The following is a 17,370-nucleotide window of genomic DNA, read 5'->3' as shown; positions in this document are numbered from 1 at the left end:
TTAGTAATGAGTGAAGTGTATTATGCAGACATGAAAGCTGAAGATAAAGATAGTAATTTAATTAACAAATTATCACAGCTGTTTTATAAAGCTGGTTTTGATGAAATGATTGATAAAGAGGAATTGTTTGGTATTAAACTTCATTTTGGTGAAGAAGGGAATACTGCTTTTATTCGCCCGGTCTATATTAGAAGATTAGTAGAGGAAATTAAGAAAGCAGCAGGGAAGCCATTTTTAACTGATGCTAATACTCTTTATGTTGGAACTAGAGCAAATTCTGTAGATCATTTAAATACTGCTATTGCTAATGGATTTGGTTATTCTACTGTTCAGGCTCCAATAGTGATTGCTGATGGTCTACAGGGGAGAAATGTTTATGAAGTAGAGATTAATCAAAAACACTTTGATAAAGTCAAGATCGGCAGTGAAATCTGTGAAGCTGATGGTATGTTGAGTGTTGCTCACGTTAAGGGGCATGAATTGACAGGCTTTGGCGGAGCAATTAAGAATGTAGGAATGGGACTTGGCAGCAGAGCAGGAAAGCAGCAGATGCATGCAGTAGTTACACCAGAAGTAGAAGAAGAGGAGTGCATTACCTGCGGAGAGTGTAGTGACTGGTGTCCAGAGGATGCTTTTGAAATTGATGAGGTAAGCAGATTGGATGAAGAAAAATGCATTGGCTGTGGTGAATGTATAGTTACCTGTCCCACGGATGCTATTACCCCTCGGTTTGTTGACGATTCTGCAGATGATATACAGGAGAGAATAGCTGAATATACTTTAGGAGCTGTAAAAGGTAAAGAAGATAAAGTAGGATATATTAATTTTGTTATGGATGTGACCCCTCTCTGTGACTGTGTAGGCTGGAATGACCGGAATATAGTTGATGATATCGGGATCTTGGCTTCTAAAGATCCGGTTGCTATTGACCAAGCTTCTGTTGATTTAATTAATCAACAGGCTGGAAAGGAAGATAGTGCTCTGCAGTGTAACCATGAACCTGGTGAGGATAAATTTAAGGGGGTTGATCCTGATCTAGACTGGAAAGCCCAGTTGATTCATGCGGAAAGAATCGGATTAGGAAGCAGGGAGTATGATTTAGTTAAGATTGATTAAGGATAAATATGGACAATATTCTTGAGATAATATATAATTGTATATGCTAATATTCATTAAACAGCAAGTGAAATTGCTGTTTAATTTTTTGAGTAAATGTTATAATAGATTTAAGAAGGGAGCGAGTGTAATTGATGGTAGCTGTTGGTTTGGTTAATTTAGGCTGTGCTAAGAATCAAGTAGATGCAGAGATTATGTTAGGACTTATTGATGAAGCAGGTTTTAAATTGGTTAATGACTACAGCCAGGCAGAGGTATTAATTGTAAACACCTGTGGATTTATTGGGGATGCTAAAGAAGAATCTATCGATACAATTCTACAGTTGGCTGAGTATAAGAAAGATAACTGTAAATCTTTAATTGTAACCGGCTGTCTAGCCCAGCGCCACTTGGAAGAATTAGAAGCAGAGATTCCAGAGATAGATGGAATTTTAGGTACAGGTAATTTTGATAAAATAGTGGAAGTAATTAAAGAGACATTATCAGGAAAGAGTAGAGCTGAAGTTGGTAATCCAGAATTTAATTATCATAATAGACTGCCTCAAAAGAGAATAGGCCAGGATTATACTGCTTATCTTAAGATAGCTGAGGGATGCAATAACTGTTGTAGTTACTGTGTGATTCCTGAGTTGAGAGGGAAACTGCATAGTAGAGAGATTGAGGATATTGTTACGGAAGCAGTTGAATTAGCAGATCAAGGAGTTAAAGAGGTTAATATCATAGCCCAGGATATTACTAAGTATGGTAGTGATTTATATGGAGAGCCGAGGTTAGTGGAATTATTGACTGAGTTGATGAAAGTGAAAGGAATTAAGTGGTTTCGATTGCTATATGCCTATCCAAATGATTTCAGTGATGAATTAATTGAAGTGATGGCCAAACATGAACGGATATGTAATTATATAGACTTGCCAATTCAGCATGTTGATGATAAGATTAGAAGTAAGATGCGGCGGCGGGGAACCAAGGAGGATATTCTGTCTTTAATTCGGAAATTGAGAGATAGAATTCCGGGAATAAGTATCAGAACTTCATTGATTGTTGGATTCCCCGGAGAGACAGAGGATGAGTTTAAAAATCTGTTGGACTTTGTTCAGCAGGCTAGGTTTGATCGGTTGGGTGTCTTTACTTACTCTCGTGAGGAGGGTACTGCCGCTGCTGAGATGCCGGATCAAGTAGCAGAAGAGATAAAAGAAGAACGTTATGAACGGATTATGGATTTACAGCAGAGAATTTCTTTAGAGCGTAATCAAGAGTGGATTGGCAGAGAAGTTGAAGTTTTGATAGAAGAGATACAGCAGAATGAAGATCAGAAATTAGCTGTTGGTAGAACTCAGCAGGATGCACCAGAAATAGATGGTTTAGTCTATGTTGAGGATGTCAAGGCAGAACCTGGAGAGTTTATTAAGGTTAGAATAAAAGATGCTTATGAATATGATTTGATAGGAGAGAGAGTAGAATGAATCTGCCTAATAAATTAACATTATTACGGATCATATTAGTACCTATCTTTATGTTCTTTTTATTATTCAATTCAGCGGGGGAATCTGCAGTTTATACCCGTTATCTTGCTGTGGCTGTATTCAGTCTGGCAGCTGTAACTGATGGTCTGGACGGCTATATTGCTCGCAAAGAGAATTTGGTTACTAGATTTGGTAAGTTTATTGATCCTTTAGCTGATAAATTATTGATTTCTGCTGCTTTAGTAGCTTTAGTAGATATGGGAGAGATTAGTGCTTGGGCAGCAATTATTATTATCGGACGTGAATTTGCTATAACCGGTCTTCGGGTAGTAGCTGCTGCTGATGGAATAGTGATTTCGGCCAGTAAGCTGGGGAAGTATAAGACTACTTTACAGATTATTGCTATTATAGCTATCATCATTAATCTTCCGTATAGCCTTGTATTACTCTGGTTGGCTGTGTTGCTAACTGTCATTTCAGGGCTTGATTATCTCTGGAAAGGTAGAAAAGTGATTATGCCTAATGTTAAGGGGAATAACGATGCTGAAGAAAAGAATAATTAAGCTGTTGGCTACTGGATTCTACAGTGGTTTAAGCCCTATAGCTCCAGGAACTGTTGGTACGATAGCAGCTTTAGTGTTTGCTTTTATCTGGCTACAGAAATATACGATAAATTTTGCTTTTATATTATTCTTTGTGATAGCCGGAACACTAATTTCGCAGTGGGCAGAAGAATTATATGGTGTTAAAGATGCTGCTCAGATAGTGATTGATGAATGGGCCGGCTTTTTTATAGCGGTCTTCGGTTTAGGAGTAGATAACTTTATTCCAGCTTTTATTCTTTTCCGCATCTTTGATATACTTAAGCCGCCTCCCATCAAAAACTTACAGCAGTTTCACGGCGGGATAGGAATTATGCTGGATGATATTTTGGCAGGACTAATGGCTAATGTATTGTTGAGATTAGTACTTAACTTTCTTTAAATTGATGTAATGTTGCAGTTTGGAGTTGATATATTTCAAACGCTGCCAAAATCAGCCCTTATCAATTAGCAATAAATTATACTTAGAGCTATAACTTAAAACTTCTACTTTGTATATTAATACTCTTTGTATTTGGGGCTGCTTTAAGTTGCTTTTTGAAATATATCAACAATAATTATGCAAAATTATCTGAAGGGCGTGTTTAAAACCAACTCAATGAAATTTCTGCTCTGTTCAGTCTAGAAAGTTTTTCCTTTTCAGATACTTTTTTCTCTCCGAAATAACCCAGAATAGTCAATATATGCTTACAACAACTCTCATTGGTGATAATCACAATAATATATTGACTATTCCTGCAATATCATGAACGAGCGAAAAGAAGCGGAGATGCGCTCCTCTATTCCATTATTTACATTTTTCTAACAGTTGTTACCTGGAGCCGGCTGTGTTATAATACTTATGTCGATATAAGTTAGTAAATGTTCAAGTTGTAGGTGGAAGGGGGAAAATAATGGAGTTTAAGGGAGTTCGTCTGGAGTTAGTAGCGGTTGGATTGATTATTTCTTTAGTTATCTTCTTTGGAGGGAATTATTATATTCAGAATTATCGGACAGAAGACTTGTTAAGAGAAGAACTTTTAGCCATTAAAGAAGTAGAGAAGATAGAGATAAATAATTTAAATGAAACAAGAGAGGTCAGCATAACTTTAAATCAGGTCGGAAACCTACAGAATCTATATCAAGAATTGGATTCTTTATTAAACAGTTCCCTAGGAAGAGGTAATTACATTATAAAGTTAGAAAATTCAGATAATGAGAAATTAATGACAGCTTACCAGAAGATTCATCTATCAGTTTATGAATCGATTATTACTGGTCGATTTACTGACTTAGGTAATAAATTAGGTGAACTTAAGGATAGATTAAAATTAGATTCAGCAGAAGTTAGTGTAGATGAAAGTAATATTTATCTAAAATTAGGTGTTGGTGGAGATGAATATTATAAAGTGATTAAACGAAGTTATCCTGCAGGTGCTTTGCAGGGAGGTGGAAGTAGTGGTTAAAGAGATAAGTCTAGGAGTTGGTATAGCAGTAGTTATCTTTTTAGCTTTTCGCGGAATTAATTTATTTCCAGCTTTAATCTTAGTAGGGATTGGATATTTTCTCTTTAATATTTTTAAAAATCAGGGATTAGGTACTAAAAAGAGCTTTAATACCCACCAGGGAGCTGAAGAAAGCTTTTCTGATGTTACTTTTGAAGATATTGGCGGACAAGAAACTGCTAAGAATGAGCTGCTTGAAGCTTTAGAATTCGTCCGTGATATAAATAAGGTAAAAAGTCTGGGGATTAGACCGCTAAAGGGAATTATGCTCAGCGGACCGCCGGGAACGGGAAAGACCTTGATGGCTAAAGCGGTTGCTCGACATATAGATTCAGTCTTTATTTCAACTTCTGGTAGTGAATTTGTAGAGATGTATGCCGGAGTAGGGGCTAAAAGAGTTAGGGAATTATTTGAGAAGGCAAAGGATTCAGCCCATAAAAAGAATAAGACTAATGCTGTGATCTTTATTGATGAGATTGAAATTTTAGGCGGTAAACGGGGACAGAATTCAAGCCATTTAGAATATGATCAGACTTTAAATCAGCTGTTAGTTGAGCTGGATGGAATGTCGATAGATGATGAGATAAATATTTTAGTTATTGGTGCAACAAATAGAATTGATATTCTGGACAAAGCAATTTTACGTCCGGGGCGATTTGATCGAATTGTTAAAGTAGATCTGCCGGATAAAGATGGAAGACATAAGATATTAGAAATCCATACGCGTGATAAACCATTAGCTGAGGATGTGGATTTAGAGCAAATAGCAAAGGAGACATTCAGGTTTTCCGGGGCCCATCTTGAAAGTTTGGCCAATGAAGCGGCAATTATGGCTATGCGTGCTAATTCAAAGGAGATCAAGTCTAGCCATTTTAAAGAGGCAATTGATAAAGTAATGATGGGTGAGAAATTAAATCGGCGGCCGCGGCAGGAAGAATTAGAGCGGATAGCCTATCATGAAACCGGCCATGCTTTAGTAGCAGAGTTTGTTAAACCTGGTTCAGTATCTACAATTAATATAACTTCGCGTGGAAAGGCTTTAGGGTATGTACGCCATAATCCTGAAGATGATCATTACCTACAGACGTTGAATTATCTAAAAGGACAGATTGCTATCTGTATAGCTGGTGCTATTGCAGAGGAAATAATTCTGGGTAACCGTAGTACAGGAGCAGCAAATGACTTTGAAAAAGCAACTGAATTAGCTAAAAAGATAATCTTTGCTGGTATGTCTGACCTTGGAGTAGTTAGCAAGGATCATTTAGCTCCGAATAAGGTTCAGGAGGAGATTAATAAGATTATTACTGCTGAAGAAGAGCGGGTAAACCAATGGATAAGTAGTAAACAAGATTTGATTTTGGAAGTGGTAGCAAGATTGCTGGAAGAAGAGAGTATTACTGGAGAGGAATTTCGAAAAAAGTTACAAATTAAATAAGAACTTGTTTAGAACAGATGTCAAAAATGACATCTGTTCTTTTTTTATGGCTAATATTTTATGTTTTAATTGACATAACGTTGTCGGAAGGTTATTCAATCCTGGTCAAGAATGTATATAATAGAATCTTTTAGTTGATTAGGGCTAAAATTAAAATTGGAGGGATTATAGTGAAAAAGACTCTATTAATTAATCCAGAGAAGTGTATTGGCTGTAGGACTTGTGAACTAATGTGTTCTCTAGAACATGAGAGCGAATTTAATCCCAGTCTAGCTAGGATTACAATGATTAACTTTCCTGAAGAGATAGATACAATTCCTATTACCTGTCTTCATTGTGAAGACCCAAGCTGTCAGGAAGCCTGTCCAACTGGAGCCATTAATAAAATAGAAGAGACAGGAGCAGTAGTGATTGATCATGATAAATGTATTGGCTGTAACATGTGCATGATGGTCTGTCCGATTGGTATTATCAGTACTGCAGAGACTGAAACTTCAGCTCATAACAGTAAGTGTGACCTCTGTGGTGGTGAACCGGAATGTGTAGAATTCTGTCCAACAGGTGCTTTAGAGTATGGACGTCCGGATGAAGTCTTATTGGACCGCAAAAAAAAGTTAGCTAAACGGTTAAATAATTTAATTGAGGAGGCGATATAGATGGCAGGATGGATGGGACAGATTTTACGGATTGATCTTTCTACAGAGGAAGCAACAGTAGAAGAGTTGGATGAAGAGCTAGCTAAAGATTATATTGGTGCCCGTGGATTAGGTACTAAGCTATTCTGTGATGAAGTAGCCCCTGAAGTAGATCCTTTAAGTGCTGATAATAAACTTATCTTTGCTACTGGTCCTCTTACAGGAACGGCTGCTGTTTCGGCTAGCCGCTATAATGTGGTTACTAAATCGCCATTAACCGGTACAATTGCTGCTTCTAATTCAGGCGGTTATTTTCCATCTGAAATTAAGTATGCCGGTTATGATGTGGTCATCTTTGAAGGTGAAGCTGATAGACCGGTATATATTCTGATTGATGATGGCGAAGTTGAGATTAAGCCGGCAGAAGATCTATGGGGCTTAACGACTCTAGAAACTGATAATCAGCTGCGGGAAGAATATGGAGACGGTTTTAAGATTTCAGCTATCGGTCCAGCCGGTGAACAGCAGGTTAAGTTTGCCTGTATTATGAATGATCGTGAACGGGCTGCAGGTCGTTCTGGAGTAGGAGCAGTAATGGGCTCTAAGAAGATTAAAGCAGTAATGGTCCGCGGCAGCCAGGGAATTAAACCTGCTGATAGAGATGAATTTAAAGAAGTATTAAGAGACTGCTTAACTAAGATAGAAGAATCTGGAGTAACCAATGAAGGACTGCCGGCTTTAGGAACTCCAGTATTAGTAAATATCGTCAATGAACATGGTAATCTACCGGCAGAGAACTTTCAAGAGAATGTATTCGATAGAGCAGAGAAGGTCAGTGGGGAGAAGTTAGCCGATGAATTGTTGGTTAAGAATAAGGCCTGTGCTGGCTGTCCGATCGGCTGTGGTAGAGTTACTGCCCTCTCCAGTGATAAGTATGAAGGCTTTGGCGAAGGTCCGGAGTATGAAACAATCTGGGCTTTTGGACCGGACTGCGGCATTGATGATTTAGAGGCAATTACTAAAGCCAACTATATCTGTAACGAATTAGGACTGGATACTATCACGATGGGAACCACTATTGCCTGTGCTATGGAGATGTATGAGGAAGGTATTATCGACAGTGATGAGATAGATTTAGATTTGGAGTTTGGTAATGCTGAGGCTATGATAGAGGCAGTGAAACTGACTGGTAAGAAAGAAGGAATAGGTGCTAAGCTAGCCGAAGGATCTAAGCGGGTAGCCGATAGCTACGGCCATCCGGAGTATTCTATGTCCAGCAAGAAACAGGAGTATCCTGCCTATGATCCGCGTGGTTCTCAGGGAATGGGACTGGAGTATGCTACCTCTAACCGCGGCGGCTGCCATGTGCGTGGATACCTTACTTCGCCAGAGGTATTGGGAATTCCTGAACCCGTTGATCCGCTTACTGTAGAAGGAAAGGCAGAACTGACTAAGACTTTTCAGGACTTAACAGCAGTAGTTGATTCCAGTGGTATCTGTCTCTTTACCACTTTTGCTCTCGGCGGCGAAGATATCTATAAGCTACTAGAAGCAGTCACTGGTGCTGAGTATACTCAAGAAGAGATGATGGAAGCTGGTGAGCGCATCTGGAATCTAGAACGTCAGTTTAATTTAGAAGCCGGTATAGGTCCCGATGAGGATAAGCTGGCTAAGCGGTTATTAGAGGAACCTGCACCTAAAGGAGCAGCAGAAGGTAGAGTAGTCGAACTGGATACTATGTTAGCAGAATATTATGAACTACGCGGCTGGACGCCTGAAGGTGAAATTAAAGAAGAGAAAAAAGAAGCTTTAGGCCTATAAATAGTTAAAAGGGGATTGTAATGAAGGTTAAGCTGTTGGCTACTTTACGTGATATAACAGACTGTAAGGAAGTATGCTTAGAAGCGTCTAATATAAACCAAGTTATAGATGAACTAATTGCTGAATACGGCTCAGCTATGGAGAATAAGTTACTGGATGATAAGGAAGTTAGAGAGAGCTTGACTATTCTAGTTAATGGTAGAAATATACTTTATTTAGATGGTTTAGAGACTGAACTAAAAACTAAAGATGTAGTAACTATCTTTCCGCGCGTTGCTGGCGGATAGTGTAATAGTAGCGGTATATCCTCAACTGGGATATACCGCTATTTTTATTATAAAATTTAGCTTTGTAATGTAATTTTTTACCTTAATTATTTAAACAGTATATTTAGCATCCAACAATAGTCTAACCATCTCTCAGCGGAAGTAATCAGAAATATATCATTCATCAGCAGTTTTCTATTACTCCCACAAGCATTACAATGTCTTTGCTGATTGTTCTTTCGTCTATTATATGGTGCTGTTCATGTTCAATAACTATAATCGGCTCCAATTTGGCATCCAGGGGTATTTCCGGGCAGACCAGGGTAGCACTGAACGGAACTCTGAAATGAGCAAAATGTTCTGTTTGCTGTTCATTGTCTGCTACATAAGTTATTCCTATTTTAACAAATCCACCAACAATAATCTTGGTTCCATCTACTGTATCAAAAATATCAATATCATTAACCTTTGATTTTACATTAAAATCAACTATTTTTGCAATATCGGGTTTTGGTTCCGGAATTTCAAGATCACCGTCTATCAATAACTGTGAAAAACATTCCGGGATACCGAAGTAGTTAGCTGGATCTGTATCTGTAAGGGTTTGATCATTAAATGTGCCCTCAGCTGTTGCAGTATTTGTTTGTTGTCCCCCTGCCCAGGTACCAATCACTATTGTCTCATCTGAATCACCAGGATTCAAGCTGGGAATGGTGGTTATAAAACCCAATACTGTATCAGTAACAGTAATATCAGTTAAAGGAGCATCACCTGTATTGGTAACAATAAACTTAAACTGCGGATCAGTATCTTCATTTATTAATGGTCCGGTAGGTGTATCGGCATCGAAAAAGGTTAATCCCCCATCACCTGAAACCAGTTTCTCAATATCTATAGCTGCATTTGCAGCCCCAAAGTAATTTGCAGGATCGGTGTCTTCTACAATTGTACTATCGAATGTACCTGTGGCTGTAGCTGTATTGGTCTGCTGACCTTCAGCCCAGGTGCCAGCGGCAGTTACTTCAAAAGATTCTCCGGGATTTAAAGTAGTTGTAGGAATAGTAATAGGGCCGAGTTTACTGTCTATCAAGGAAATATCAGTAAGGATTTCTGTACCATTATTGGTTACTACATATTTAAATACTGGGTCTGTACCCGTCACTATATCCGGTCCGGGTGGAGTATCTGCGTCTACAAATGTCATTCCACCATCAGCTGAGACTAATTTTTCTACATCAATTGAAGCAGTTACCCCCGTATAATTAGCCGGGTCACTGTCTGTAAGTCCTGTTACTGTGTCACCATCTGCTGTAACAGTGGCTGTATTTGTATTGAGTCCTTCTGCCCAGGTGCCAGTAGCAGTCACTTCAAAAGAATCTCCTGGAGCCAGGCTGGCCGGAGTAGCAAAAGCACCTAAAACATCATCAGTGAGAGTTATATTGGTTAATGTTTCATTACCTGTATTTGTTACCACAATCCTGTATTCCGGATCTGTCCCCATTACTATATTTGGCCCCGGAGGTGTATCGGCATCGAAAAATGTTGTTCCACCATCAGGTGAGACAAATTTCTCAACATCAACTGAAGGTTCTCCCAGTGTTGCGGGATTTGGTGAGACATAGACACCACTGGTACCGGACGTCATGCTGAATTTAGTTGTCAGTGTATACCAACCGCCGACAAAGATACCGTTGCTGAGTGATGAAGTATCTCCAATAAGCAGCCCACCCGGTCCTGAATCAGTAGGTGAACCTGTTGTCAGCCAATAACCAGTAAAAAAGCCGCCACCATCAAAGTCATCACCACCGTTTATCAGTGCCCCCTGACCATCATCCAGACGAGGACCCTGGGGATAGGGTGCTGCTGGGGTAGTGCCACCACCTGATGCATTAATATCTCCAGCCACATTAATGAAATTACCGGGCTCCAATCCACCCTGGGGAACAATTGCTCCTCCACTCTGTGGTTTTACCTGCCCCTGATAACCGGGAGTTCCCGGATCTTCATCCCAGCGTAGGATGAAAACATCTTCTGGATCCCCGGTGATAAATATTTTACTGGAAAAACTGAGTCCATCAACAATATCGATAACAAAGGTTTCTGCCGTTCCATTGGTAGTATCTACTCCATTTAAATCAGTCGAGGATACTGGAGCTGTTACCCCTGGGGGTAAGTTAGTAGAAAGGGCATTTATCTGCTGAAAAGCATTAATGAGGTCTGTTTCTAAATCATTAATAAGAGCTACCTGGCCGGTTACACCTGTTGCCTGCAAGGGGTTATCATCAACAATATCCTGCCAGGCGTCAAGTGTAAGATCATTAGTAGTAATAGTTCCCGCATAGGGTACAAAACCTGAAGTACGTTCGTTAGCCTGAATTCCGTCAACTGCAACATCACCAGCAAAACCTTTAGAGGCTCCCTGCCAGTTAGCATCCTCATTGGCATCAGCAAAAAATAATAGATAATCAGTTAAATTTCCTAAATCAATACCACCTATTACTGCCATTAGTCTTTGTCACCTCCTTTTTTATTAACACTTACATTGAGCTGAATAACAATTACTTTTGACAAATGTTTACTGTCCAACATATGAATCTGAACATGTTCTTCCAGAACCTCCACACACAGCGGTGTTTCTGGAGCTGGTCCCCCGGGCCACATAATCAGTTTGGAAAATGGTGCTTTAAAGTGAGCTCCGTGTACCTGCTGGTCAGGTACATCCGCAACATACTTAATTGTAATTTTAGCGTCCCCCTTGATTATAACCTTTCTTACCGGAAGACCATTTTCAACCAGAGGTGTAGCAATAACCGCTGCTTTTTTGATTTTATACTTTATTTTATAACCGAGGAGTTTTTCCATTACCGGTTTTTCCTCTGGTATGGTCAGGTTATGATTAATAACTAATTCGTCAAACACTTCCGGATCCCCGGCCATATCCATAAATGTTAACAACAAAACTCCCTCCTTTTTAGTTATCTTTTCTCTGCAGCCAGATTAATAAAACTACTTCATAGGCAATAGTTCTTTCATCTACCTGCTGATATTCTTCGTGTTCCACACATACATGGGCAATATATTCATTTAAATCAAAATCTAAGTCTAGCATTGTACCATCATTATCTTTTATAAGAACCTGAAATGGGATATCGGAATGAAAAAAGTGTACCGTCTGTTCTTCGGTTTTAGCTAAATATTCAATTCCGGCCATAAAGGTACCGGTTACCAGCACCTTTTTTCCCTGTGGTCTGGCCACAGTTATTGATTTGAGTTTGGTTATATCTATTTCATGGGTGCTATCAAAAATTTCTTCCTTTGGTGGTTTTTGAAGGGGTATATCAAGTAAACCGCTTAAAGTAGTCTGAATATGAAAACTTATTACGTCTCCTTCTCCAGGACACATTTCATCCCCCACATTATCTCCAAAACACTTTTTTGGCAAACCATTCAACCTCCTTTTTCATATATTCTTCAGGCCCTCCATCATGGAGGGCCTGAAGAATATAAAATACAATTATTTTTTACCTATAGATATCAAGTCGAATTAGTAATGATTTAAAAATCCTGCGTTCATCTTCCTTCATAAATACTTCTTTTTCAATTACAGGATCTACTTCAATCGGGGTTCCCTGCGGTGGTCCATCCGGCCATTCAATTAATTCACAGAATGGTACATTGAAATGAGCAGCATGAACCTTCTGGTCTGGAACAAGAGCCGAATAAACTATTTTAATTTCAACTATACCACTAACAACAACTTTTCGAAGTTGAACTTCATCTTCTGCTTCAGGAACCAGCAGGGGGGTATCTATAACCTCATCCTTATTAATTATTACATTCACTTTAGTATCCAGAATATATTCCATTTCAGGTTTCTGGGGTGGAATCACAAGCTTACTATCTATGGGAACCTGATCAAAAATACCGGTAAAAGTCAGCATATATCTTTCCCTCCTTTTAATTAATTTTTTCCTGTTGATTAAATTCCTAAATTACTTTTCAAAGTTATGGTGCTGCGACAATTGTAGCTGTTACTGTATCCTGAATTTCTAAATAGGAATAACATTCTGGTATTGCTGTCGCTGTTATTATTACTTCGGTATCAGCGGCAGGTAAATCACCTACTAACCAATCACAGGAAATAGTACCATCAGGATCAGCATCCGTACAAATTGTAGTTGTATCATCGGGATCGGTTACCGGTGCCCATTCAAACTGACCTTCACTGAGGGGTATCCCATCAACTACTTCTGCTTCAAGGGTGAAATCTGCATCATTAGAAATTTCGGTTCCATCTTCTGCCGGTTGAGTGAAGTTCAATTCAAATTTTGGTTCAAGCCACAGGAGAACAACTATTACAACTTTAATTTTTCTTTCAGTTATCTGGTGGAACTGTTTGTGCTCAACACATGCATTAAGATTAAAATCATCCAGGTCAAAACAGGCTGGTAACAATCCTCTATTAAATCCATCTACTTGAGGATCTGATATACAGGGTCTTAATCCTATTATCCCCTGAAATGGAACACCAAAGTGTGCAAAGTGTATTTGCTGTTCATCTTCAAGGGCAGAATATTCTATACCAATATTTAGATTACCTGATGCTACAACCTTTTTCCTTGGTTCTTCCTGGTCTCCCAGATCAACTTCAATCACTTCAATATCATCAACAATTGGGGTTACACTGGTATCAGCAATGTGTTCCTTAGGTGGTTTTTGTGGTGGTATTTCTAATTCTTCACAGACAATTACTTCAGTAAAGCTATTAATAAGCACATCTTCTTCTGGACACTGTTCTTGTGCCAGGCTTTTTTCGGTTAATTTATTCACTTTTTATCCTCCTTTCAATTAATATTTTTACTGGACAGGGGGGGTTGCATCTTCAACCCATACCAGCAGTAATAGTTCAAAGTTAATAGTTCTTTCATCAATTTGTTCTTCCAGCATCTTTTCAATACAGACGTGGACGACATAATCATCAGGCAGTTCTCCTTCAGTAATTAGGTCTCCGCAGTCTGTAACAATATAAGTCTGAAATGGTAGTTGGTAACGAACAAAGTGAACTGTTTGTGTTTCCCTGGTTGAGGAATATTGGACATCAAGGTAGATGTTACCGGCTGTAAAAACCTTTTCACCGGTTTCCCCATCGGGGAGTTCGACTTCTATTGTCTGGACATCTACTAAGTCTACACTGGTATTAACATTCACAATCTGTTCTTTGTCTGGTTTTTCTTCCGGAATCTTAAAAGTATCGGATACGAATATTTCCTTGAAATATAAAGCTTCTCTGTCAGGAAAAGCGGGACAAAGTTGAACAACGTCGGGATTCTGTATTGCACCCATTTTTTAACCTCCTTAATTTATATTTGTTTTATAATATGGATGGCTTAGGAAGAATGTTACAATTTGAAAAAATTTAGATATTATATAATATCTAAACTATTTGTAACAATCTTAGAAGTCAACTAATAATATAAAAGAGGAGTTTGTTTTAAATACTTTTTCTGAGACAGAAGAAATATTCTGTCTCTTTTTTTGCATTTTTCAGAAAATTAATATTATATAATAAATCTACTATTAAATATGGTTTTAAAAAAGAAATTATCAAATTTAGATGATCCCATATAACATCTTTAAGTAAATTAACATAATATATACCATGAAATAGATTACTTATAAAGGCGGGGAGGTGATTTTCATAAAAAATGAATTTGATTTTAACGATGATTTAGTGGAATTACAGGGTTTATATGAACCAGAGGATATTAAAAAATACTGCAAGTTACCAAAAAAAGAATTTGTTAAAGAGTTAAAATTGAAAGTTCCTGAGGAAAAACCAGATATTGAACAATTAGCCAAAATTTTAATAAATGCAGATGTATTTAAATTTAAAACTATAAATACAATAGAAGGATTAAAAGTAATTTTCCAAGGTAAAATTAATAAGAAAATTTTATATGTAGCAGACAATCCAGAACAATCTGTCCATGCAGCTCACTTCCAAACTTCTTTCTGTCAATTTTTGAAATTACCTGATTCCTTTAAAGTAAAAAAGATTAAGGTTTTTATTGAAGATGTTTCAACTACAATTGTGAATCCCAGAAAAATTAATGAATGTGTAGTTATTTTTGTTTGTGCAATTCCAAAATGTATGGATTAATTAAAGAATGTATATAAAACAAATGTGTCGGTTGTGGTAGTTTATAACAACCGACACAAAATATTTATTATAAATAACTACAATTTTACTGCGAAATATTTTATAAACCTTTTAAAAAGTTTTACATAAAAGTAAATCTGTATAATATTTTGAATTAAATTGAACTCCCGTTCCATCTTAGAGTTGATAATCTCATCTAGATTTTTTGAAATAGTCTTCCTCACCCCATGTTACTGTCGGATAGAGTAATAAAAGCGGCATGTCCCTACAGGGATATGTCGCTTTTATTATTATGAAAGTTGGCTTTGTGATGTAATTTTTTAGCAATATATGATATAATGAATTAGCAGAAGAATAGGAGGAGTATTATGCAGCCAGAAAAAAAGAGAAAATTCAGTTTTAAACAGGTTTTTATTATCTTAATATTAATTGGGGTCTTAGTAGTAGGTGGTGGACTTACATACTTAAAGAGTTATTTCGATAGTAATAGATTAAAAAAGTTAGTTATACCGAAATTAGAAGCGGCTTTGAATCGTAATATTGAAGTGAAAGATATTAATCTTAAGTTCTGGCGAGGAGTTGGAATTCGGGTTGATGAAGTAAAGATTGCCAATGATCAAGGATTTAATGAAAAGTATTTAGCTCAAGTCGATGAATTTACTGTAGATATAGCTTTATTACCTCTGCTACAGAGAGAGATAAAGATCGAAGAGGTTAAATTAGTTAAGCCTATTATTCAGTTAGCGAAGAATGAGTCTGGAGAAGCAAATTATAAGTTTAGATTATGAATTAAGTTATTTATTATCTAAAGATCGATCAAGAGAAATAAACTTGCCTCATAAGGAGTTATTTTATGTTACTGAGAATGATCAGGTGCAGTTGGATTTTGATTTAATAGGAGATATTTCAGCTCCTACACTTAAGTGGGATAAATCTAGAATCAAAGAACGAACTAAGGAAAAAGCAGAAAAGAAAGTAAAAGAATTATTTTAAGGTAAAAGAAAGGAAGTGAATTTGGAGAATGAAGAGAATAGTAAGGCTTTTATTAATTTCTTTATTGATAATTAGCTGTTTTGTTAGTACAGCTTTGGCAGAAAGTAATAGTAATCAGAAATTATTTATACCAGAGGTTGATTATTCTCATTTTAAGCTGGAGAATGGTCTGCAGATCTATGTTTTTGAGGATCATCAGGTTCCATTAGCTAATTTTTCTCTCTGGTATAAAGTTGGTTCTATTGATGAATCGGAAGAAGTAGCTGGAATATCACATCTATTGGAACATGTGATGTTTTTAGGGACTGATACATTAAAGAAGGATCAGATTCATCAATTAATAAAGTCAGTTGGCGGTACAAATAATGCTGGAACTTATTATGATTATACAATGTATTATGAAGAAATTCCATCGGCTAAACTGGAGCTGGCTATGGCTATTGAAGCAGATCGAATGAGGAATCTAAGAATTAATCCGAAGGAATTTAAGCGGGAACGTAAGGTTGTTAAGCAAGAGCGGCGTATGAGGCTAGAAAATAATGTCTATAGTTCAGCTTTAGAGGAGATACAGGCTAAAGCCTTTACGAAATCTCCCCTTCAGCATCAGATTATTGGGCAGATGGAGAGTCTTAGTAATATAACTGCCGAGGATATGCAGAATTACTATACAAAATATTATGCTCCGAATAATGCTGTAATGGTAGTTTCCGGTGATGTTAATGCCCAAGAAGTCTATAGGTTAGCTAAAGAGTATTATGGAGATTATCACCCCCAACAGATTGAGCGTTTAAAGATGAAGGAGCCTAAGCAGACTGAGGAGAAGTTTATTAAATTAGAAAAAATGACTGAATTGCCGATGGTAGGTATGATGTATAAGATTCCTGAAGGCAACCATCCTGATATTGTTCCAATTGAAGCGCTGCTTAATATCTGGATTAATAATGCAACTTCCCGGGTAAAGACAGAGTTAAAACAGAAACAGCGTATAATTATTCAAGCGGGCGGTTTTCCGCTTGCTATTCGCCGGCCGGGACATGTTTTGGTTTATGTTATGCCTATGTCGGAGGAGATGATGGACCGGGTCAAGGAGGGGATTGATCAGGAATTACATAGATTAATCGAGGAAGGTATTACTGATGAAGAATTAAGAATAGTAAAAAAGGCAGTATTGAAAGAGAGAATATTTAAACAGAAGAATATTTCTTCTACTGCTCGAACAGTAGCCCAGAATGTTATTCGTTACGGCAAGCCTGAGTTTTATCAAACAGAAATTAAGCGGTGGAAGAATCTAACTAAGGAAGACATAATTCGAGTGGCCGAGAAGTACTTTACAGAGGATAATCGAACAGTCGGATATGTCATGCCTCAAAAAGATAAAGAGGATTAATTGAGAGG

19 protein-coding genes are annotated in these 17,370 nt (G+C 37.6%); 13 read left to right on the top strand and 6 right to left on the bottom strand.

Annotated features, from left to right (window positions below):
* Positions 1–6 precede the first annotated feature (6 nt).
* The 9 genes from acear_RS07860 (at position 7) to acear_RS07820 (ending at position 8,843) form a co-directional block, all read left to right on the top strand.
* Positions 7–1,116, top strand: a complete 1,110-nt coding sequence (locus acear_RS07860) for a DUF362 domain-containing protein (RefSeq protein WP_013278476.1) — start codon at positions 7–9, stop codon at positions 1,114–1,116.
* Between the two features lie 134 nt (positions 1,117–1,250).
* Positions 1,251–2,579: a 30S ribosomal protein S12 methylthiotransferase RimO gene (gene rimO / locus acear_RS07855; RefSeq protein ID WP_013278475.1), complete on the top strand. Its 1,329-nt coding sequence runs from the start codon at positions 1,251–1,253 to the stop codon at positions 2,577–2,579.
* Positions 2,576–3,142, top strand: a complete 567-nt coding sequence (gene pgsA, locus acear_RS07850; RefSeq protein WP_013278474.1) for a CDP-diacylglycerol--glycerol-3-phosphate 3-phosphatidyltransferase — start codon at positions 2,576–2,578, stop codon at positions 3,140–3,142. The genes rimO and pgsA overlap by 4 nt, the downstream gene beginning before the upstream one ends.
* Positions 3,120–3,563, top strand: coding sequence for a phosphatidylglycerophosphatase A family protein (locus acear_RS07845; RefSeq protein ID WP_013278473.1), 444 nt, complete (start codon positions 3,120–3,122; stop codon positions 3,561–3,563). The genes pgsA and acear_RS07845 overlap by 23 nt, the downstream gene beginning before the upstream one ends.
* A 511-nt stretch (positions 3,564–4,074) precedes the next feature.
* Positions 4,075–4,626, top strand: a complete 552-nt coding sequence (locus tag acear_RS07840; RefSeq protein WP_013278472.1) for a hypothetical protein — start codon at positions 4,075–4,077, stop codon at positions 4,624–4,626.
* Positions 4,619–6,100, top strand: a complete 1,482-nt coding sequence (locus acear_RS07835) for an AAA family ATPase (protein WP_013278471.1) — start codon at positions 4,619–4,621, stop codon at positions 6,098–6,100. Before acear_RS07840 ends, acear_RS07835 begins: the two co-directional genes overlap by 8 nt.
* Positions 6,101–6,270: 170 nt before the next feature.
* The gene (locus acear_RS07830; protein WP_013278470.1) at positions 6,271–6,756 is read left to right on the top strand and encodes a 4Fe-4S dicluster domain-containing protein; all 486 of its coding nucleotides are present in this window, start codon (positions 6,271–6,273) and stop codon (positions 6,754–6,756) included.
* Positions 6,757–8,556, top strand: a complete 1,800-nt coding sequence (locus acear_RS07825; protein WP_013278469.1) for an aldehyde ferredoxin oxidoreductase family protein — start codon at positions 6,757–6,759, stop codon at positions 8,554–8,556.
* A gap of 20 nt (positions 8,557–8,576) precedes the next feature.
* A complete protein-coding gene (locus tag acear_RS07820; protein WP_013278468.1) occupies positions 8,577–8,843 on the top strand; it encodes a ubiquitin-like small modifier protein 1 in 267 nt (88 codons plus the stop codon).
* A gap of 163 nt (positions 8,844–9,006) precedes the next feature.
* Here acear_RS07820 and acear_RS07815 read toward each other — a convergent pair whose 3' ends face one another.
* The 6 genes from acear_RS07815 to acear_RS07790 all read right to left on the bottom strand — a co-directional run bounded on the left by acear_RS07815 (position 9,007) and on the right by acear_RS07790 (position 14,165).
* Complete coding sequence (locus acear_RS07815) at positions 9,007–11,328, bottom strand: DUF3794 domain-containing protein (RefSeq protein ID WP_013278467.1); 2,322 nt, start codon at positions 11,326–11,328, stop codon at positions 9,007–9,009.
* Positions 11,328–11,777 carry a DUF3794 domain-containing protein gene (locus acear_RS07810; RefSeq protein ID WP_013278466.1) on the bottom strand — a complete coding sequence of 150 codons (450 nt, stop codon included), beginning with the start codon at positions 11,775–11,777 and terminating at the stop codon, positions 11,328–11,330. Before acear_RS07810 ends, acear_RS07815 begins: the two co-directional genes overlap by 1 nt.
* Positions 11,778–11,793: 16 nt before the next feature.
* Positions 11,794–12,264 (bottom strand): SPOCS domain-containing protein, encoded by a 471-nt coding sequence (locus acear_RS07805; protein WP_013278465.1) that lies wholly within the window; start codon positions 12,262–12,264, stop codon positions 11,794–11,796.
* 79 nt (positions 12,265–12,343) lie between these two features.
* The gene (locus acear_RS07800; RefSeq protein ID WP_013278464.1) at positions 12,344–12,763 is read right to left on the bottom strand and encodes a DUF3794 domain-containing protein; all 420 of its coding nucleotides are present in this window, start codon (positions 12,761–12,763) and stop codon (positions 12,344–12,346) included.
* Positions 12,764–12,827: 64 nt separating this feature from the next.
* Entirely contained in the window at positions 12,828–13,652 is an 825-nt protein-coding gene (locus acear_RS12175; protein ID WP_013278463.1) for a DUF3794 domain-containing protein, read from the bottom strand.
* Positions 13,653–13,679: 27 nt separating this feature from the next.
* Positions 13,680–14,165 (bottom strand): SPOCS domain-containing protein, encoded by a 486-nt coding sequence (locus acear_RS07790; RefSeq protein WP_013278462.1) that lies wholly within the window; start codon positions 14,163–14,165, stop codon positions 13,680–13,682.
* A 346-nt stretch (positions 14,166–14,511) separates the two neighbouring features.
* Here acear_RS07790 and acear_RS07785 point away from each other — a divergent pair, with 346 nt between their 5' ends.
* The 4 genes from acear_RS07785 (at position 14,512) to acear_RS07775 (ending at position 17,362) form a co-directional block, all read left to right on the top strand.
* Positions 14,512–14,982, top strand: a complete 471-nt coding sequence (locus acear_RS07785) for a DUF3794 domain-containing protein (protein WP_013278461.1) — start codon at positions 14,512–14,514, stop codon at positions 14,980–14,982.
* 368 nt (positions 14,983–15,350) lie between these two features.
* Positions 15,351–15,770: an AsmA family protein gene (locus acear_RS07780; RefSeq protein WP_041667325.1), complete on the top strand. Its 420-nt coding sequence runs from the start codon at positions 15,351–15,353 to the stop codon at positions 15,768–15,770.
* Positions 15,771–15,813: 43 nt separating this feature from the next.
* Positions 15,814–15,975, top strand: a complete 162-nt coding sequence (locus acear_RS12585; RefSeq protein ID WP_187286614.1) for a hypothetical protein — start codon at positions 15,814–15,816, stop codon at positions 15,973–15,975.
* Between the two features lie 28 nt (positions 15,976–16,003).
* Positions 16,004–17,362 carry a M16 family metallopeptidase gene (locus acear_RS07775; RefSeq protein WP_013278460.1) on the top strand — a complete coding sequence of 453 codons (1,359 nt, stop codon included), beginning with the start codon at positions 16,004–16,006 and terminating at the stop codon, positions 17,360–17,362.
* Positions 17,363–17,370 lie beyond the last annotated feature (8 nt).

It is taken from the genome of Acetohalobium arabaticum DSM 5501 (genome assembly GCF_000144695.1).
Taxonomy (GTDB): Bacteria; Bacillota; Halanaerobiia; order Halobacteroidales; family Acetohalobiaceae; genus Acetohalobium; species Acetohalobium arabaticum.
The sequence above is the reverse complement of the archived record's forward strand: the minus strand, read 5'-3'. Positions and strand labels throughout refer to the sequence as shown.

Coding starts and splice junctions, on each gene's coding strand:
- acear_RS07860 (WP_013278476.1), top strand. CDS start 7: ATGAGTGAAGTGTATTATGCAGACATGAAAGCTGAAGATAAAGATAGT.
- rimO (WP_013278475.1), top strand. CDS start 1,251: ATGGTAGCTGTTGGTTTGGTTAATTTAGGCTGTGCTAAGAATCAAGTA.
- pgsA (WP_013278474.1), top strand. CDS start 2,576: ATGAATCTGCCTAATAAATTAACATTATTACGGATCATATTAGTACCT.
- acear_RS07845 (WP_013278473.1), top strand. CDS start 3,120: ATGCTGAAGAAAAGAATAATTAAGCTGTTGGCTACTGGATTCTACAGT.
- acear_RS07840 (WP_013278472.1), top strand. CDS start 4,075: ATGGAGTTTAAGGGAGTTCGTCTGGAGTTAGTAGCGGTTGGATTGATT.
- acear_RS07825 (WP_013278469.1), top strand. CDS start 6,757: ATGGCAGGATGGATGGGACAGATTTTACGGATTGATCTTTCTACAGAG.
- acear_RS07820 (WP_013278468.1), top strand. CDS start 8,577: ATGAAGGTTAAGCTGTTGGCTACTTTACGTGATATAACAGACTGTAAG.
- acear_RS07815 (WP_013278467.1), bottom strand. CDS start 11,328: ATGGCAGTAATAGGTGGTATTGATTTAGGAAATTTAACTGATTATCTA.
- acear_RS07800 (WP_013278464.1), bottom strand. CDS start 12,763: ATGCTGACTTTTACCGGTATTTTTGATCAGGTTCCCATAGATAGTAAG.
- acear_RS07790 (WP_013278462.1), bottom strand. CDS start 14,165: ATGGGTGCAATACAGAATCCCGACGTTGTTCAACTTTGTCCCGCTTTT.
- acear_RS07780 (WP_041667325.1), top strand. CDS start 15,351: ATGCAGCCAGAAAAAAAGAGAAAATTCAGTTTTAAACAGGTTTTTATT.
- acear_RS07775 (WP_013278460.1), top strand. CDS start 16,004: ATGAAGAGAATAGTAAGGCTTTTATTAATTTCTTTATTGATAATTAGC.